The sequence below is a fragment of the Neobacillus sp. SAB-20_R2A genome (assembly GCF_049568635.1).
In the GTDB taxonomy this organism is placed as follows: Bacteria; Bacillota; Bacilli; order Bacillales; family Cytobacillaceae; genus Neobacillus; species Neobacillus citreus.
Genome location: NZ_CP145895.1, coordinates 1,835,701 through 1,852,016, shown reverse-complemented (window position 1 = coordinate 1,852,016; position 16,316 = coordinate 1,835,701). Strand labels below are relative to the sequence as shown.

The window sequence follows — 16,316 nt, the reverse complement described above, 5'->3', positions numbered from 1 at the left end:
CTGAATGAATACAAATTGTTTTTTTGTCCAGCTGCAGCGCCAAGGCGCTTCCGCTTTTCTATTTACATCACCATGCCGCCGTTGATATGCAGCGTTTGTCCTGTAATGTATGCAGAATCATCGGAAGCAAGAAATGCTGCGGCTTTGGCGATATCCTTTGGTTCGCCAAGTCTAGCTAACGGAATTTGTTTTAACATTTCCGTTTTTACATCCTCAGGCAGTTTATCGGTCATATCTGTTGTAATAAACCCTGGGGCAATCGCATTAACCGTAATATTGCGGGACGCCAGTTCCTTTGCGGTTGTTTTCGTTAAACCAATCACACCGGCTTTCGCTGCCACATAATTAGCCTGACCAGGATTTCCGCTTTCGCCGACAACAGAGGAAATATTAATAATTCTGCCAACCCGCTGTTTCATCATCTGTCTTGTAACAGCCTTTGTGACCAGGAAGACTCCCTTTAGATTAATATTGAGGACATCATCCCATTCTTCTTCCTTCATTCTCATTAACAAATTATCCCTTGTTATTCCAGCATTATTAACAAGGATGTCGAGCCTGCCAAATTGCTCAATAACTGCCTTGACCATTTCACTTACTTCTTCAGTATTTGAAACATTACATTTAATCGCGAAAGCTTCTTGGCCGAGAGCCTTAATCTCGTCGACAACTTCATTTGCCTTAGCTTCACTTCCGGAAAAATTAACCGCTACATTTGCCCCCTGCCTTGCTAATTCAAGAGCAATTTCCCTGCCGATTCCCCGTGATGCACCGGTAACAAGAGCAGCTTTTCCTGCTAAACTCATAGTTTTTCCTCCTTCAACGCGTCGATTACTGCGAGTGAACTTTCCTCATCTGATACAGAATAGATTTTCACCGTTTTATCGATTTTCTTAATCAAGCCGGAAAGAACCTTGCCCGGACCAATTTCAATAAAGGTATCGACACCTAATTCAATCATTTTTTGAACAGAGTCTTCCCATAAAACAGGTGAATACAGCTGTTCAATTAATTTATCCTTAATTTCAGCGGCGGAGGTTACCGGCTTAGCAGATACGTTAGCAACAACCTGTACCACGGCATCTTTCATATCGATTCCATCTAAAACTTCACGCAATTGTCCGGATGCAGGCTTCATCAGCGGTGAATGGAACGGACCACTCACTTCCAATGGCAGTACCCTTTTGGCACCTGCCTCTTTTGCTTTCGCTCCTGCATCTTCTACACCCTTTTTGGATCCGGAAATAACAATCTGCCCAGGGCAATTTAAATTGGCCAGTGCCACCGGATTGCCCTCATTTGTCACTTCTTCGGTTACCGCAGCTAACTTATCCCGATCAAGACCAAGAACTGCCGCCATGGAGCCTTCCCCATTAGGCACGGCATTTTCCATGAACTCGCCTCTTTTTCTAACGGCATATACGCCTTCTTCAAAACTCATCACGTCTGCCGCCACAAGGGCTGTATACTCCCCTAAGCTGTGACCGGCGACAAAGTCTGGTTTAATCCCTGAATTTTGGAAGAAGGATAAAACCGCCAAACTGGTTGTTAAAAGGGCAGGCTGGGTATTAATTGTCAGTGTCAAATCTTCTTTTGGCCCTTCAAAAATCAGCTGACTTAAAGGGACTTTAAGAGTTTCATCAGCCTTTTTGAAATAGGACATTACTTCAGGATATTTTTCTGCCAAATCTTTACCCATCCCAACTGTTTGGGAACCTTGACCAGGAAACACAAAAGCTATTTTACTCAAAATAAAAATCCCCCTAACGTACTATGGTTTCGTTATTTGCTTCGACAGTTTGTTTAATTAAATCGACTACATCGTTTGTAACCATTTCTCTTGTCTGGCGGATGGCACTAAAGACAGCCTGGGCATTTGACGAACCATGGGCCTTAATAACTGGTGCCTTTAAGCCAAATAACCCTGCCCCGCCATATTCTGAATAATCCAGCTTACCTTTTAACTGCATTAAATTCGGTTTTAAAACGGCTGCTGCCAGCTTGCTTGTAAAACTGCTCATCAGCACTGTTTTCAACATCTTAAACATGGAAAGGGCCGTTCCCTCAATCGTTTTCAACACCATATTACCGGTAAAACCATCGGTTACGACGACATCAGCGACGCCATCAAGCAGATCACGGGCCTCGACATTGCCAACAAAATTCAAATCGGCCTGTTTTAAAAGATCAAAGGCATGTCTTGTTAGTTCATTGCCTTTCTTCTCTTCTGTGCCGATATTTAAAAGTCCGACACGCGGACTCTCAATCCCTCTTACTTTTTTACTATAAATGGAGCCCATGATGGCATACTGCACCAGATGTTCCGGTTTGGCATCGGCATTAGCGCCCACATCAAGCAATAAAAATCCTTCCCCACCTATGGTTGGCAGAGTTGGGGATAAGGCAGGCCTGTCAATTCCTTCAATTCTTCCGACCACAAAAAGTCCGGCAGCCATAAGCGCACCTGTATTCCCTGCGGACAAACAGGCATCTGCTGCACCATCGGCAACTTGTTGGGCCGCTAGAACCATAGAGGCCGTTTTTTTGCGGCGGACTGCTCTTACCGGTTCATCTGTTCCAAGAATAACTTCTGTCGTATGTAAAACCGTAATCCGGTCATGTTTCTTTAAAGTTTCGTTAATTTTATTTTCATCCCCGACAAGGGTGATATGTAAGTCTGGAAAGGTTTCTACCGCCTTCATGGCTCCCAAAACGATTTCCTTTGGGGCATTGTCTCCGCCCATTGCATCAATTGCAAGTTTCATATGTCTCATCCTTTAGTTGTTTTTCGAACGGTACATTTGAAAATCACCTGTAAAAACAAGTTCATTATTTACGAAGCTTGATACCTGGACCAACGTCCGGCCCGTTACATCATCAATATTCATGACCCTTGCTTTGGCAATGACCCGTTCATTTAATCTTACGGAGCGCTTAAATTGGATGTTGGCTTTTGCCGTTAATGCTAATTCATCGTTAATGACCGCAACAGCAAGCGAATTTGCCTGGGCAAATAAGTGATGGCCCCGGGCAATTTGGTTTCGTTTAAAAACATGCTCCTCTTTTACATCAAAAATGGAGATGGCGCTCTGGTCTAGTTCCATATCAATGATTTCCCCGATTACCTCTTCAAGCGGAAGGGAACGAACCTCATCATCGAAGCGTTTTTCTGCGACTGTTTTAATTCGTTCGCGAAGCTCGGGTATCGATAATTCCAGGCGGTCTAAGCGAATGGTTTGGACACTTACCTGAAATTTTTCAGCAAGCTCTTCATCGGTTATAAATGGATTATCTTGTATGGTTGAGCTAAGCAGCTGCTGACGTTCTTTTTTGCTTCTTCTCATTTTTCACACCGTCCGAAAACTTATGACTAGGTACTAAGAGTAGTATAAAATTTAAAAAAGCAGATTGCAAGGATTAGTTTTCTCCTGCAGTCTGCTTTTTACTAATAGGATGTTGATTTGCGCTCCAGGGGCTCGCTTTCCGCGGGCGTTGCGGAGAGCCTCCTCGTCGCTAAAGCTCCTGCGGGGTCTCTCCTGCTCCGTACTCCCGCAGGAGTCTCGCCCCTTCCGCTCCAATCAACATGTACTGTTAAATGGACAGCAATAAAAATTCTAATCCAACTTCTCTCCCTCAAGAACACCGGCGTCTTCAAGCTGATTTCTTAACAGTTCATATTCTGGCGATTTCCAGAAGGTTTCGGATTGGATTAGGGTGGCGGCGTCGCTTCTGGCGGTTTCGAGGGCGCGGTAGTCATGAACCATATCGGCTACTTTAAATTCTGGCATGCCGCTTTGTTTTTTGCCAAAAAAGTCTCCCGGTCCCCTTAGCTCCAAATCTTTTTCGCTTAATACAAAACCATCATTGGTTTCCGTCATGATCCGCATTCTTTCCTGGCCTGTCTCTGATTTTGGACTGGCAAGCAAAATGCAATAGGCTTGATCACTTCCCCGGCCGACACGGCCACGGAGCTGATGAAGCTGGGAGAGACCAAATCTTTCTGCATCATAAATAACCATGACTGTTGCATTGGGCACATTCACGCCAACCTCAACTACAGTTGTCGAGACGAGCACTTGAACCTCGTTGGCACTGAACGCCTTCATAACGGAATCCTTTTCCTCAGAGCTTAATCTCCCATGCATCAGCCCTGCTGTAAAGCGATTTTGAAAATAGCTGCTTAATGTTGCATGCACATCAATAGCATTTTGCACATCAAGCTTTTCCGATTCCTCAATTAATGGACAAATGACGTATGCCTGATGGCCCTTCCGTAATTCTTTTTCCACAAATGCCAATACCCGTTCAAGCATTTCTGGTTTGGCCCAATAGGTTTCAATTGTTTTCCTGCCGGCAGGCATTTCGTCAATGATGGATACATCCATCTCGCCAAAAACAGTAATGGCAAGCGTCCGGGGTATCGGGGTGGCCGTCATGAACAGCACATCTGGATTTTCTCCCTTTTCCCTCAAAATACGGCGCTGCTCCACACCGAAGCGATGCTGCTCATCAGTAATAACAAAACCTAATTTCTTAAATGTTACCTCATCCTGAATTAGCGCATGTGTCCCTATTAAGATATCAATATTTCCCTCTGTAAGCTGCTCAAGGATTTCCCGGCGGCGCTTCCCTTTTATGGAACTTGTCAGCAATTCACACTTTATTCCAAATGGTTCCAATAAGGTTTTCAATGATTCTGCATGCTGTTCGGCCAATATTTCTGTCGGTACCATCAGCGCTCCCTGATAGCCTGACGTAACACTTGCGTACAGACCAACCGCTGCCACCACCGTTTTTCCTGATCCAACATCTCCCTGCAGCAGGCGGTTCATTCGATAAGGCGACTTAAGGTCGGATAGTATTTCATTTACAACTCGTTTCTGGGCATTTGTTAATGGGAACGGCAGGCGGGCGATGAATTCCTTCAATTTCCCAAGGTCATAGTTTTGGCTGATTCCGGGTGAATGCTCACGTTCAAACTTCCGAAGCGCCTGCATTTTCAGCTGAAAGATTAGAAATTCTTCGTACACAAAGCGCCGTCTCGCCTGCTTGAGATCCTCCCCGCCGCCAGGAAAATGCATCGCTTTTATGGCATCTCTCCGGTTTAAAAGCCGATATTTTGTTATGAAGTAATCCGGCAGCGTTTCATCAATATACGCTCCAAATTGTTGAAAAGCTAAGTTAATAAATTTACGCATGCCCTTTGTTGTCAGTCTTCCTTTAAGAGAATATACAGGTTCAAAATCTTTACCTTTCGCATTTTCCCCTATTTGGAGTTCACTGGCAGTAATCGTCTGCCGATGGGCATCCCACTTTCCTGTAATTGTTAACGTTTCATTGATGGTGATTTTATTTTTTAAATAGGGCTGGTTAAAGAAAACGACTTTGATTAAGTATTGTCCTGCAAAAAAGCGGAAGGAGAGCTTTGACTTCTTCCTGCCATAATAGACAAGAGAAGGTTCGCTTTGAACCTTCCCTTCGATCGTCACTTTCTCGTCATGTTGTACTTCCATCAAATCGCGAAGGCGGTAATCCTCATAACGATAGGGAAAATATTCCAACAAATCATGAATGCTGAAAATGTTCATTTCTGAAAAAATTTCCGCCGTTTCGTCACCAATGCCCTTTATAACTGTTATTGGCTGGTTTAGATATGGATTCACTTTTCTGTAAGCGGCATTCCGAAAATTTTGGCCTGCAGCGCCCGGCCAGTTGGTGTTGCCGCTAACCCTCCCTGCGCTGTTTCTTTTAAGGCTGTTGGCATTGATTGGCCAATTCTATACATTGCGTCAATCACTTCATCGCATGGAATTCGGCTTTTGATTCCGGCAAGTGCCATATCTGCGGCTACCATGGCATTGGCTGCACCCATGGCATTTCGCTTTACACAAGGCACTTCCACAAGACCGGCAACCGGATCACAAACTAGGCCAAGCATATTTTTTAATGTGATGGCCATTGCTTCGGCACATTGTTCCGGAGTTCCTCCGGCCATTTCGACGATTGCCGCTGCGGCCATTCCTGCTGCCGATCCCACCTCGGCTTGGCAGCCCCCGGCAGCACCGGATATGGAGGCATTGTTTGCAACAACAAAGCCGAACGCTCCGGCGGTAAATAAAAACGAAATCATTTGCTCTCTTGTTGGGTGCAGCTTTTTCTTTACAGCAAACAACGTCCCTGGAACGACACCCGCTGATCCGGCAGTCGGTGTGGCACAAATCGTTCCCATCGCCGCATTTACTTCATTTGTTGCGACAGCTTTGCTAACGGCATCGAGAATCGTTTCGCCGGATAAGAAATTGCCTTTTTCAATATATTTTTGCAATAGTACTGCATCTCCGCCTGTTAAGCCGGTAACGGAAGTAACCCCTTTCAATCCGCGCTCAACTGCTTCTTCCATCACTTTGAGGTTACGGTCCATAAAGCCGATTACTTCTTCCTTGGACCGTCCCGTTACGGTGACTTCCTGTTCAATCATGATTTCGGAAATTTTTTTATTTTGACTGTTGGCCAGTTCTACTAATTCTGCTACATTACGAAACATAAAATGACCCCCTTTCGCTGTGTATGTTTAATCAACAATTTTTGTTACCTTCAAGATGTTTGGCAGCTGTTCGAGTTCCTCGATCAGGGTCTCATCAATATTTTGGTCTACCTCAATTGTCATCAGGGCCATTTTTCCAGCTTCCTTACGGGAAACCTCCATATGGCCGATATTGATTTCATATTTCGCCAGAGTATTGGCTACACTTGCAATGGCACCGAACCGGTCATTATGAACAACTAAGATGGCAGGGTGATTGCCAGAAAGCTTCAATTCAAAACCGTTCAACTCGATGATTTCAATCTTTCCGCCGCCAATGGAAATGCCTACTAATTCAAGCTCCCCATTGTGATCGCCAATTATAATTCTAGCGGTATTGGGGTGGTCTGTAACTGCATCCTCTTCAATGAAGCGAATTTTCATTCCGTGTTCTTCAGCAATCTCAATAGCTTTGATAATTCTTTTATCGTCCGTATCGAAATCCAATAATCCGCCCACAATCGCAACATCCGTTCCGTGACCCTTGTACGTTTGCGCGAAGGATCCGTATAACGAAATATTTGCCCATTTCGGCTCCCTGCCAAATAAACTTCTAGCGACGCGGCCGATTCTCGCAGCACCGGCAGTGTGAGAGCTTGACGGACCAATCATGACCGGGCCAATGATATCAAACACGCTTCTATACTTCATGAATCTATTCCCCCTTGCCTATGTCTTTCTATCTTTATTAAAAAATGGTTAGTATATATTATCCAAAAAAAGAAGGGTGGTCCCTAAGGACCCCCTTCTATTTTAGCCGTTATTTATTCAATTGAAAAGATATAAGAATATAATGGCTGTTTGCCATTATGAACCTCTATTTCCACATCGCTAAATTTTTCTTCAACGAATTGGGTAAGCTGGCTGAGTTCTTCCTCTGTCACATCTTCACCATAAATGATGGTAAGAATTTCAGAATCTTCATCAAGCATGTTTGATAACAGGTCTTCCGCTGCTTTTTCTTTATCTTTATTTTTAACAACAATTTTCCCTTCGGCAATCCCCATGAAATCCCCAGTTTCAATATCCAATCCATCGATTTGTGTATCGCGGACGGCAAAGGTGATTTGTCCTGTTTTCACACGGCTTAGCGCCTCCGTCATAGCAGTAGTGTTTGCCTCTGCATCTGCGGAAGGATTAAAGACAAGCAGAGCGGAAAGCCCTTGCGGAACGGTTTTGGATGGAATCACATAAATTTCTTCATCCGATACATCGCGAGCCTGCTCAGCAGCCATAATGATGTTTTTATTATTCGGCAAAATAAATACTTTTTTTGCATTTACTTCTTTAACAGCCTTGACAATATCCTCTGTACTTGGATTCATCGTCTGGCCGCCTTCAATGACTGTATGGGCCCCGATGCTCTTAAAAAGGTCGGCAACGCCCGAGCCCATCGAAACAGCGACAATTCCATATCCTTGCTTTTCTTTTGGTGTTTCTTTCACCGCAGTGGCAAGCGGAGTATGTGTTTCTCCGACAATATTGGAATGCTGCTGGCGCATATTTTCAATTTTCATATTAATAAGGTTGCCGTAGCGCTGACCGTATGTTAATACTTCACCAGGCTGTTCGGAATGAATATGAACTTTCACAAGATCATCATCAGAGATCACTAACAACGAATCTCCATAATTGCTTAGATCATTGCGGAAAGCAGTCTCATTAAATGGATGCTTTGCTATCTTTTCTGTTTCAAAACGAACCATAAACTCTGTACAGTAGCCAAATTCAATATCTTCAGTGTTAATATGGCCCTGGACGCTTTTATGATGCTCGGCATTAACTAATTCATCCATTGATGGCATGACCTCTGGTGAATCCGGCAGTTTTTCTCCCTTTAATTCAGCAAGAAAGCCTTCATATACACAGACAAGCCCCTGCCCTCCGGAATCCACAACTCCGACTTCCTTTAAAACAGGCAATAGGTCAGGCGTACGCTTTAGGGAAGCTTTAGCCTCCTTTAAAACATCTTCCATAATAACAACAATATCATTTGATTTTTGCGCAGTCTGCACAGCCTTTTTGGCAGCATCTTTGGCAACAGTCAGAATTGTTCCTTCTACCGGCTTCATAACAGCCTTATAAGCAGTTTCAACTCCTGCCTCAAGCGCTCCTGCAAATTCATTTCCATTAATGATCGCTTTTGCTTCGATTGCTTTAGAAAAACCTCGGAACAATTGCGAAAGAATAACACCAGAGTTTCCTCGTGCTCCCATGAGCAGTCCTTTTGAGAGAGAAACCCCTACTTTACCAATATGTTCTTGAACATTATTTTTAACCTCTTTTGCACCGGAGGTCATGGATAAATTCATATTAGTCCCTGTATCGCCATCCGGAACTGGAAAAACGTTCAGAGCATCTACCATTTTAGCATTGGCTGACAGATGATTGGCGCCTTGAATAATCATCTCGGCAAAACGTTTTCCATCTAATGCTGTAATTGACACAAACTTCACTCCTTACTACGGGTTCGTCACACGAACTCCCTGAACGAAAATATTAACCGAATCAACGGCAAGTCCAACTGTCTTATCAAGGGTGTACTTAACCTTTGATTGCACGTTGTGAGCAATTTCAGAAATCTTGGTTCCATAGCTGACAATAATATACATATCAATATGTAACGCTTCATTTTCCTGGCGGACAATGACACCGCGGGTGAAATTTTCTCTTCTAAGAATTTCAGTTATGCCATCTTTGATCTGATTTTTAGAGGCCATGCCGACAATTCCATAGCATTCTACCGCTGCTCCTCCGGCAATGGTTGCGATTACTTCATTTGAAATATCAATTTGTCCGTACTTCGTTTTCAATTCAATGGACATGAATCGTTCCCCCTCCTGAAAAATTGCTCCTTAACTACAGTCATTTTACTATAGTAGCTTAAATATTGAAAGTCATTCCTAGTACGTTTACTATAACAGCATTTATTTCAGGGTAATGTCAAGGTTTTTTTCTTGAAACCATTTAACTAAGCTATTGCATTCATAATGGTTGTGTGATAAATTATTAAGGTATCTCAAGACAGAAAATTTGGCTATGCCATTTTTCTATATGATTAGTATCTTAAAGAATACTGGTTAAGCTTTTCGTGTTAAGGAGGGAAATTTAATGCCGCGCAAATGTGTAGTAACTGGAAAGAAAACCACTACTGGTAACGCCCGTTCTCACGCTATGAACGCTAACAAGCGTACATGGGGTGCTAACCTACAAAAAGTACGTATCCTTGTTGATGGAAAACCAAAGCGTGTTTGGGTTTCTGCAAGAGCGTTAAGATCCGGTAAAGTAGAACGCGTATAATTTTTAGTGAGGCTGTCATGTGACAGCCTCATTTTCTTTTATTTTGTCCTAATTAATGAAAATAAAAAGCACCCATTTTATTCGAATGGGTGCTTTAGGTTTATGAAAGGTAATGAGCCCTTTTTTAGGAATGAGGCCTTTTTCCTATTCTTTTTTATTAAACACGCCAATCATCGCTCGGACAATTCCACCTAAAAATCTCGGCAGTTTAATTGTATAAAATTTCATACTGTCCCTCCTCACAAATCTCACGTCTAACATTTTATTCTTTACCCTAAATCCGTACGCCCTTACCATTTTATTCAAACGAACAAAATCAGTACCGAATTTTCGAGGCTTTTAATCATGGCTTCTTATCACTAATAATATGCCTTCCGAAAATGAAAAAGTACCATAATCGCTAATAAGTTCATTACTTATACATAGTGTGGATCCGAGGGAAATATGACGGTTCTTCAAAGGATATTTGAACCCATCCAGAGTAATCCCGAAAACATCTAGGGTTAATGGCACAAAAGAAATATATTTTTTATCCCATCTTTTCTTGAGTGTATATGTGCCTGGCCCTTTTAAAAAAGCAATATTGTAACGGTCAATCAGAAAAATTTCCGTTTCAGTTTTGGCGTTTAGCGGATGAATTAACAGCTGGACATTCGCCAGTAAATGGTCAAGCCTTCCCCCTGTGGCACCAAACAGTTGGATTTTCTCTGGCTGTTGCTTTAATGCCCAGTTTAAAGCTAACTCCATATCGGTTTCATCTTTTTCAGGAATAAATTTTTTTAATTTAGTAACCTTATCTTCGATAACCGCTAATTCCGCTTTTGTCACGGAATCAAAATCGCCAAAGGCAATTGCTGGTGTAATGCTTCTCGATATCAAATGAAATACGCCGCGGTCAACACCCACCCATATTGCATCCTCTTCGATATATTCCGTTAAATCGGGCAGAAGATCCTCCGGACCTCCGGCGAGTATATTAATAATCATCATCTGAGCTCCTTTTTGATAAACAAAAAGCCGGCGTTAAGCCGACTTTTTTTACCCTCTTATATGCGAAATGGCCTTCGCATAATCCGCTTGATTATAAATGGCCGATCCGGCGACAAGGACATTTGCGCCGGCCTCTATACATAGCTTTGCTGTTTCCGGATTGACACCGCCATCAATTTCAATTTCAATTTCTACTCCTTTTTCCACTGCCATTTGTTTTACTTTCTTGATTTTCGGCAGCACCTCAGGAATAAATTTTTGCCCGCCAAATCCGGGATTTACAGACATTAACAGCACCATATCGATATCCCCGATAATATGTTGGATTGACTCGACAGGTGTGGCAGGATTTAAGACAACCCCGGCCTTTACACCAAAGGATTTAATGTTTTGAATCGTGCGGTGCAGGTGACGGCATGCTTCGACATGGACCGTAATATAATCCGCACCTGCTTTCGCAAAGGCTTCAATATATTGGTCCGGGTTTTCAATCATTAAATGAACATCCAGCGGCAGATTGGTTACCGGACGAATGGCTTCGACGATAAGCGGACCAATTGTGATATTCGGGACAAAATGACCATCCATCACATCTACATGAATGTAATCTGCTCCCCCTTTTTCAACTGCTATGATTTCTTCCCCTAATTTTGCAAAATCAGCTGAAAGAATGGATGGGGCGATTTTTACCATAACTAGTACCTCGGCTTTCTATCTTTAATTTCCTGAAGGAAATCGACATAATGGTCGTAACGATACGTTGGAATCTCCCCAGATTCCACTGCCTGTTTAACACCGCATTTCGGTTCGCTCAGATGAAGGCAGCCGCGAAATTTGCAATTTTCACTTGCCCTTAAGATTTCCGGAAAACAGGAGGTTAAATCCTCTGCTTCGATATCCGTGAAATCCAAAGAGCTAAATCCCGGTGTATCCGCTAATAATCCATTGCCGACTTTTATCAGTTCAACATGTCTTGTTGTATGCTTTCCCCTTCCCAAATGGGTGGAGATATCATTTGTTTTCAATTCCAAGTCTGGTCTTAGTACATTCAACAAAGATGATTTGCCAACCCCTGATTGGCCGGCAAAAACAGATATTTTATCCTCGAGATGTGGATGCAATAATTCAATGCCTGTTTCCGTCTCGGAAGATGTCATAATCACTTCATAACCGGCGGCCTGATAGTGCGCGGCATATTCTGAAATCTTCTGCTGCTCCTCATCATTTGTTAGGTCCATTTTGGTAATACAAATAATCGGCTCAATTTGATTAAATTCGACCAGAACAAGGAAACGATCCAAGAGTACGGTGCTAAATTCAGGTTCGACAGCGGAAAAAACCAAAATCGCCAAGTCGACATTCGCAATTGGCGGGCGAACCAATTCATTTTTGCGTTCCTTCACTTCCAAAATGTACCCTTCTTGGTCATTTTCCGCTTGAAAAACAACTTCATCCCCCACAAGGGGAGTGATTTTATTTTTCCGAAACACTCCTCTTCCGCGGCACTGAATTAAGTTATCATTGTAAAGAACATAATAAAAACCGCTCAATGCTTTTACAATTTTCCCTTCAGGCATAGCAGCCCTCCTTGTAAAAAGATTTAATTTAAAAAGGTTATTCTACGTCGTTGTAATTAATAGTTTCTTCTGCAATGACTTTAGAATCACGAAACACCTGATAGCTGGCTTTTTTACCTTCCACAATAATCAATTTAATTTGCCTAGTTGTTGTTTCTGTAATAGAGAAGACATCCGCAGGTACACTCATATTGTGATTCATATCATCAATATAAATCCTTACCTCTTGTTTTTGTCCAGGCTGGCCTGGTAAAGGAGGTTCGTAATCAATGGTAATTTCTTTCGTTATTTCCCTTGGGGGTTTTTCTTCTTTTCCTTTAGAGACAATCACGCTGACTTTATCACCTTTTTGAAGCTGAGTCCCTTGTTTAGGTTCTTGCGAAATGATCATACCCCTTGGAATGGTTTCATTATATTGTTCCTCAGAAGCATCTAACGTTAAACCGACCGATGCCGCATAATCCTGTGCAGCTTTTACACTATATTGTGTTAGATCCATTAATACAATTTTTTCCGGGCCCTTACTAACTTCAAATTCCAAAACAGTATCCTCTGGAACCACCTTTTCCCCCCCGGAAGGATTTTGGCTGAGAATTGTTCCTGGCTCGCTGTCATCGTATTTCTCAGTCTTCTTTATATCTTTAAAATTCTGATTATCTAACAAACGGACAACATCATCATATTGCCGGCCCACATAATCGGATAGTTCATATTTTTCTTTTCCTGTACTTATATAAAGTGTTACCTTTGATTTTTCTTTAACGACTGTAGCCGCTTCAGGATTCGTTTTAATAACACTGCCTTTTTCGATTTCATCATCAGTTAGTTTAATTCTCTTATCAATAGTCAGTCCCTGTTGTCTTAATTTTGAAATCGCATCATCTTCCTTCATTCCGCTGACATCAGGAATTTTGACATCCTTTGCAGAAATTAATCCCGGAACAAAATAGGCGGATAGTCCAAGCAAAACCAGCAAAACTAAAAGAGAAGTAAGAACGATTGGCCATTTTCTTCGCTTTTTATTTGCCCCTTTTCCTTGTTTCAAATCAGAAGTGCCACCCGAACCGCCAGTGTTTTTTTCACTGGTGTGAACAATTGTCTCATCTAGGTTTTTTAATGGCTTATCATTTGTAATAATCGGGATGGCCTTTGTCGCTTCATCATCAATCGGTATGATGAATTTTGGTTCAAACAGTCGATCCGGATCAAGCGCTGTCCGTAAATCCTCCTCCATTTCATCGACGCTATTATAGCGATGAAATGGATCTTTCGCTGTCGCTTTTAAGACGATATTTTCTACACTCTGCGGAATGTTTGGATTCCATCTTCTGACGGACGGAGTTTCGGATTGCAAATGCTTAAGGGCAATTGATACAGCAGATTCTCCGGAAAAAGGAAGTCTGCCGGTCAATAATTCGAACATAACAATCCCCAGTGAATATATATCTGACTTTCGATTGGCCATACCGCCCCGGGCCTGCTCGGGCGATAAATAATGGACAGACCCAAGAACTGAATTAGTCTGCGTAATACTAGTGGCACTTAAAGCCATGGCAATACCAAAATCCGTAATTTTAACATTCCCATCATGGTCTACCAAAATATTATGCGGTTTAATATCCCGGTGAATGATATGGTTATGATGAGCATGAGAAATCGCCGAGGTCAATTGCTTCATAATTTCAATTGCCTCTTCCACCTTAAGAGGAGAATTTTGCTGTATGTATTGTTTCAGTGTATTTCCATCTACAAATTCCATAACGATATAATATAAATCGTCTTCTTCGCCGACATCAAATATATTGACAATGTTTGGATGTGCAAGGCTTGTAGCAGATTGTGCTTCTCGATGGAACCTCCGAATAAACTCTTCATCATTTGCAAAATCAAGCCGGAGCATTTTAACCGCAACGTCCCGGTCAAGGATCATATCATGGGCAAGGTAAACGTTGGCCATGCCGCCTCCGCCGATCATATCAATGATTTTATAGCGGCCGCTTAGTCTTTTACCAATCAACATTACATACCACCCTCACGGGCTTCCAGAAACTCTACTATAGCCAATGTAATGTTGTCTTCTCCGCCATTTTCATTTGCAAGTGAGATAAGGGTTTTCGCTTTTTCCTCCAGAAGGCCACTGCTTAACAGCGTATCTTTCATCCTTGTTTCACTGACTTTATTGGAAAGACCGTCAGAACATAAAAGGAGTAAATCGCCTTCTTCGAAAGTGATTGTTTTAATATCCATTTCGACTGTTTTTTCAGTCCCCAATGCCCTCAGTAATACATTTTTACGAGGATGATGCTCTGCATCTTCTTTGGAAATTTGCCCGGTTCTGACTAATTCATTAACAAGGGAATGGTCTTCGGTAATTTGCTTAAAACCAGATTCATTCAGAATATAACCGCGGCTGTCGCCTATATTTGCCATTGTTGCAAACAAACTCGTGGCGATAGCAGCGACAATCGTCGTCCCCATCCCGTCACATTCCGTATGGCTTAAGGCATGGTCAAAAAGAATTTCATTTACCTTTTTAATTTGCTCCTCGAGCCACGTTTCGGCCGTCTCGGCATCTTTAATTCCTTTGGTTTTTTCCCATTCTTGTTTTAAATGCGATACGCTCATTTCACTTGCTACATCACCCGCACGGTGGCCGCCCATCCCATCTGCTACAATGGCAAGGCGGTCCCCGTCAAGGTTAATAAAAACTCCCCCGGCATCCTCATTGTGAAGACGCACTTTCCCTCGGTCTGTTTGAAATACTTCTTTCATACCTTTACATCGTCTCCTCTTTTCGCTCCTTTGCACGAAGCTGCCCGCATGCGGCATCAATATCATGGCCGTGCTCCCGGCGAATGGTTACATTTATACCACGCGTTTTTAGCGTCTTCTCAAAAGCAAAAATCTTTTCTCTAGGCGTGCGGACGTAATCTCTTTCCGGAACGTAGTTAACAGGTATCAGATTCACATGGCATTTTAGCCCTTTTATTAGTTCTGCCAATTCCTCGGCATGCTCAACTGAATCGTTAACGCCGCCAAAGAGGCCATACTCAAAACTTATTCTTCTGCCTGTCTTATCGATATAATACCGCACTGCTTTCATTAAGTCATCAAGTTTAAAAGCTTTATTAATCGGCATTAACCTTGACCTTAATTCCGTATTAGGAGCATGCAGGGAAATGGCAAAATTAATTTGCATATTTTCATCAGCAAATTGATAGATTTTCGGGATAATACCGCTTGTTGAAACAGTGATATGACGCGCCCCGATATTTAACGCCTTTTCATGATTGATAATTTTTAGAAACGACAGCATATTATCGTAATTATCAAATGGCTCACCAATCCCCATAATGACAACGGAACTGACGCGTTCATCTGATTCATCAAGAGCTTGCTGGACCTTGACAACCTGCGCAACGATTTCACCAGCTTCTAAATGTCTTTTTAAGCCGCCAAGAGTGGAAGCACAAAAAGTACAGCCAATCCTGCAGCCAACCTGAGTCGTTACACAAACTGAGTTTCCATAATCGTGACGCATTAAAACTGTCTCAATGGAATATCCATCATGAAGCTCAAAGAGAAATTTGATGGTTCCATCCGAGGATGTTTGCTGAATAACCGTATTTAAGGTAGTAATCTGAAACGCGGCGGCCAGTTTCTCTCTTAATTCTTTGGATAAATTGTTCATATCCTCAAAAGTAGTGACCCGTTTTTTATAAAGCCAGTCAAAAATTTGCTCGGCTCTGAATGGTTTTTCGCCATTCTCTTTCAGCCATTCCTTTAAATCTTGAAGCTCAAGTGAGTAAATCGATTTCTTTTTGTCCAATGCTGTATTTTTCTCTGCTGTATTTAGTTGTTCCAAT

17 protein-coding genes are annotated in these 16,316 nt (G+C 42.4%); 1 reads left to right on the top strand and 16 read right to left on the bottom strand.

The annotated features are described in order from the left end of the window. Window positions 1-62: 62 nt before the first annotated feature. The 9 genes from fabG to V5M37_RS09215 form a co-directional block, all read right to left on the bottom strand. Window positions 63-806 (bottom strand): 3-oxoacyl-[acyl-carrier-protein] reductase, encoded by a 744-nt coding sequence (fabG, locus tag V5M37_RS09255; RefSeq protein WP_423801680.1) that lies wholly within the window; start codon window positions 804-806, stop codon window positions 63-65. After that, complete coding sequence (gene fabD, locus V5M37_RS09250) at window positions 803-1,750, bottom strand: ACP S-malonyltransferase (protein WP_423801679.1); 948 nt, start codon at window positions 1,748-1,750, stop codon at window positions 803-805. Before fabD ends, fabG begins: the two co-directional genes overlap by 4 nt. 13 nt (window positions 1,751-1,763) lie before the next feature. Further along, window positions 1,764-2,765, bottom strand: coding sequence for a phosphate acyltransferase PlsX (gene plsX, locus V5M37_RS09245; protein ID WP_423801678.1), 1,002 nt, complete (start codon window positions 2,763-2,765; stop codon window positions 1,764-1,766). Window positions 2,766-2,777: 12 nt separating this feature from the next. Continuing rightward, entirely contained in the window at window positions 2,778-3,344 is a 567-nt protein-coding gene (gene fapR, locus V5M37_RS09240; protein WP_423801677.1) for a transcription factor FapR, read from the bottom strand. Window positions 3,345-3,614: 270 nt separating this feature from the next. Further along, window positions 3,615-5,663, bottom strand: a complete 2,049-nt coding sequence (recG, locus tag V5M37_RS09235; RefSeq protein WP_423801676.1) for an ATP-dependent DNA helicase RecG — start codon at window positions 5,661-5,663, stop codon at window positions 3,615-3,617. After that, window positions 5,660-6,544, bottom strand: coding sequence for an L-serine ammonia-lyase, iron-sulfur-dependent, subunit alpha (gene sdaAA, locus V5M37_RS09230; protein ID WP_423801675.1), 885 nt, complete (start codon window positions 6,542-6,544; stop codon window positions 5,660-5,662). The genes recG and sdaAA overlap by 4 nt, the downstream gene beginning before the upstream one ends. Before the next feature lie 27 nt (window positions 6,545-6,571). Then, window positions 6,572-7,234 carry an L-serine ammonia-lyase, iron-sulfur-dependent subunit beta gene (gene sdaAB / locus V5M37_RS09225; RefSeq protein WP_423801674.1) on the bottom strand — a complete coding sequence of 221 codons (663 nt, stop codon included), beginning with the start codon at window positions 7,232-7,234 and terminating at the stop codon, window positions 6,572-6,574. Between the two features lie 113 nt (window positions 7,235-7,347). Then, the gene (locus V5M37_RS09220) at window positions 7,348-9,030 is read right to left on the bottom strand and encodes a DAK2 domain-containing protein (RefSeq protein ID WP_423801673.1); all 1,683 of its coding nucleotides are present in this window, start codon (window positions 9,028-9,030) and stop codon (window positions 7,348-7,350) included. 15 nt (window positions 9,031-9,045) lie between these two features. Next, window positions 9,046-9,408: an Asp23/Gls24 family envelope stress response protein gene (locus V5M37_RS09215; protein WP_213116367.1), complete on the bottom strand. Its 363-nt coding sequence runs from the start codon at window positions 9,406-9,408 to the stop codon at window positions 9,046-9,048. 286 nt (window positions 9,409-9,694) lie between these two features. Here V5M37_RS09215 and rpmB point away from each other — a divergent pair, with 286 nt between their 5' ends. Further along, window positions 9,695-9,883, top strand: coding sequence for a 50S ribosomal protein L28 (gene rpmB, locus V5M37_RS09210; protein WP_007087786.1), 189 nt, complete (start codon window positions 9,695-9,697; stop codon window positions 9,881-9,883). 144 nt (window positions 9,884-10,027) lie between these two features. Here the strand turns inward: rpmB and spoVM are convergent, their stop codons facing one another. The 7 genes from spoVM to rlmN form a co-directional block, all read right to left on the bottom strand. After that, window positions 10,028-10,111, bottom strand: a complete 84-nt coding sequence (spoVM, locus tag V5M37_RS09205; RefSeq protein ID WP_042356285.1) for a stage V sporulation protein SpoVM — start codon at window positions 10,109-10,111, stop codon at window positions 10,028-10,030. Window positions 10,112-10,222: 111 nt separating this feature from the next. Beyond that, window positions 10,223-10,873 (bottom strand): thiamine diphosphokinase, encoded by a 651-nt coding sequence (locus V5M37_RS09200; RefSeq protein ID WP_423801672.1) that lies wholly within the window; start codon window positions 10,871-10,873, stop codon window positions 10,223-10,225. A gap of 48 nt (window positions 10,874-10,921) precedes the next feature. Then, complete coding sequence (gene rpe, locus V5M37_RS09195; protein ID WP_423801671.1) at window positions 10,922-11,566, bottom strand: ribulose-phosphate 3-epimerase; 645 nt, start codon at window positions 11,564-11,566, stop codon at window positions 10,922-10,924. 2 nt (window positions 11,567-11,568) lie between these two features. After that, complete coding sequence (rsgA, locus tag V5M37_RS09190) at window positions 11,569-12,450, bottom strand: ribosome small subunit-dependent GTPase A (protein ID WP_423801670.1); 882 nt, start codon at window positions 12,448-12,450, stop codon at window positions 11,569-11,571. A gap of 37 nt (window positions 12,451-12,487) precedes the next feature. Beyond that, the gene (gene pknB / locus V5M37_RS09185) at window positions 12,488-14,470 is read right to left on the bottom strand and encodes a Stk1 family PASTA domain-containing Ser/Thr kinase (RefSeq protein WP_423801669.1); all 1,983 of its coding nucleotides are present in this window, start codon (window positions 14,468-14,470) and stop codon (window positions 12,488-12,490) included. Further along, window positions 14,470-15,222 carry a Stp1/IreP family PP2C-type Ser/Thr phosphatase gene (locus tag V5M37_RS09180; RefSeq protein ID WP_423801668.1) on the bottom strand — a complete coding sequence of 251 codons (753 nt, stop codon included), beginning with the start codon at window positions 15,220-15,222 and terminating at the stop codon, window positions 14,470-14,472. Before V5M37_RS09180 ends, pknB begins: the two co-directional genes overlap by 1 nt. A 4-nt stretch (window positions 15,223-15,226) precedes the next feature. Continuing rightward, window positions 15,227-16,315, bottom strand: coding sequence for a 23S rRNA (adenine(2503)-C(2))-methyltransferase RlmN (rlmN, locus tag V5M37_RS09175; protein WP_423801667.1), 1,089 nt, complete (start codon window positions 16,313-16,315; stop codon window positions 15,227-15,229). Window position 16,316 lies beyond the last annotated feature (1 nt).

Excerpts from the sequence above, each read along its gene's own strand:
- fabG (WP_423801680.1), bottom strand. The coding sequence starts at position 806 with ATGAGTTTAGCAGGAAAAGCTGCTCTTGTTACCGGTGCATCACGGGGA.
- plsX (WP_423801678.1), bottom strand. The coding sequence starts at position 2,765 with ATGAAACTTGCAATTGATGCAATGGGCGGAGACAATGCCCCAAAGGAA.
- rpe (WP_423801671.1), bottom strand. The coding sequence starts at position 11,566 with ATGGTAAAAATCGCCCCATCCATTCTTTCAGCTGATTTTGCAAAATTA.
- V5M37_RS09215 (WP_213116367.1), bottom strand. The coding sequence starts at position 9,408 with ATGTCCATTGAATTGAAAACGAAGTACGGACAAATTGATATTTCAAAT.
- fapR (WP_423801677.1), bottom strand. The coding sequence starts at position 3,344 with ATGAGAAGAAGCAAAAAAGAACGTCAGCAGCTGCTTAGCTCAACCATA.
- rpmB (WP_007087786.1), top strand. The coding sequence starts at position 9,695 with ATGCCGCGCAAATGTGTAGTAACTGGAAAGAAAACCACTACTGGTAAC.
- V5M37_RS09200 (WP_423801672.1), bottom strand. The coding sequence starts at position 10,873 with ATGATGATTATTAATATACTCGCCGGAGGTCCGGAGGATCTTCTGCCC.
- sdaAA (WP_423801675.1), bottom strand. The coding sequence starts at position 6,544 with ATGTTTCGTAATGTAGCAGAATTAGTAGAACTGGCCAACAGTCAAAAT.
- sdaAB (WP_423801674.1), bottom strand. The coding sequence starts at position 7,234 with ATGAAGTATAGAAGCGTGTTTGATATCATTGGCCCGGTCATGATTGGT.
- pknB (WP_423801669.1), bottom strand. The coding sequence starts at position 14,470 with ATGTTGATTGGTAAAAGACTAAGCGGCCGCTATAAAATCATTGATATG.
- spoVM (WP_042356285.1), bottom strand. The coding sequence starts at position 10,111 with ATGAAATTTTATACAATTAAACTGCCGAGATTTTTAGGTGGAATTGTC.
- rsgA (WP_423801670.1), bottom strand. The coding sequence starts at position 12,450 with ATGCCTGAAGGGAAAATTGTAAAAGCATTGAGCGGTTTTTATTATGTT.
- V5M37_RS09180 (WP_423801668.1), bottom strand. The coding sequence starts at position 15,222 with ATGAAAGAAGTATTTCAAACAGACCGAGGGAAAGTGCGTCTTCACAAT.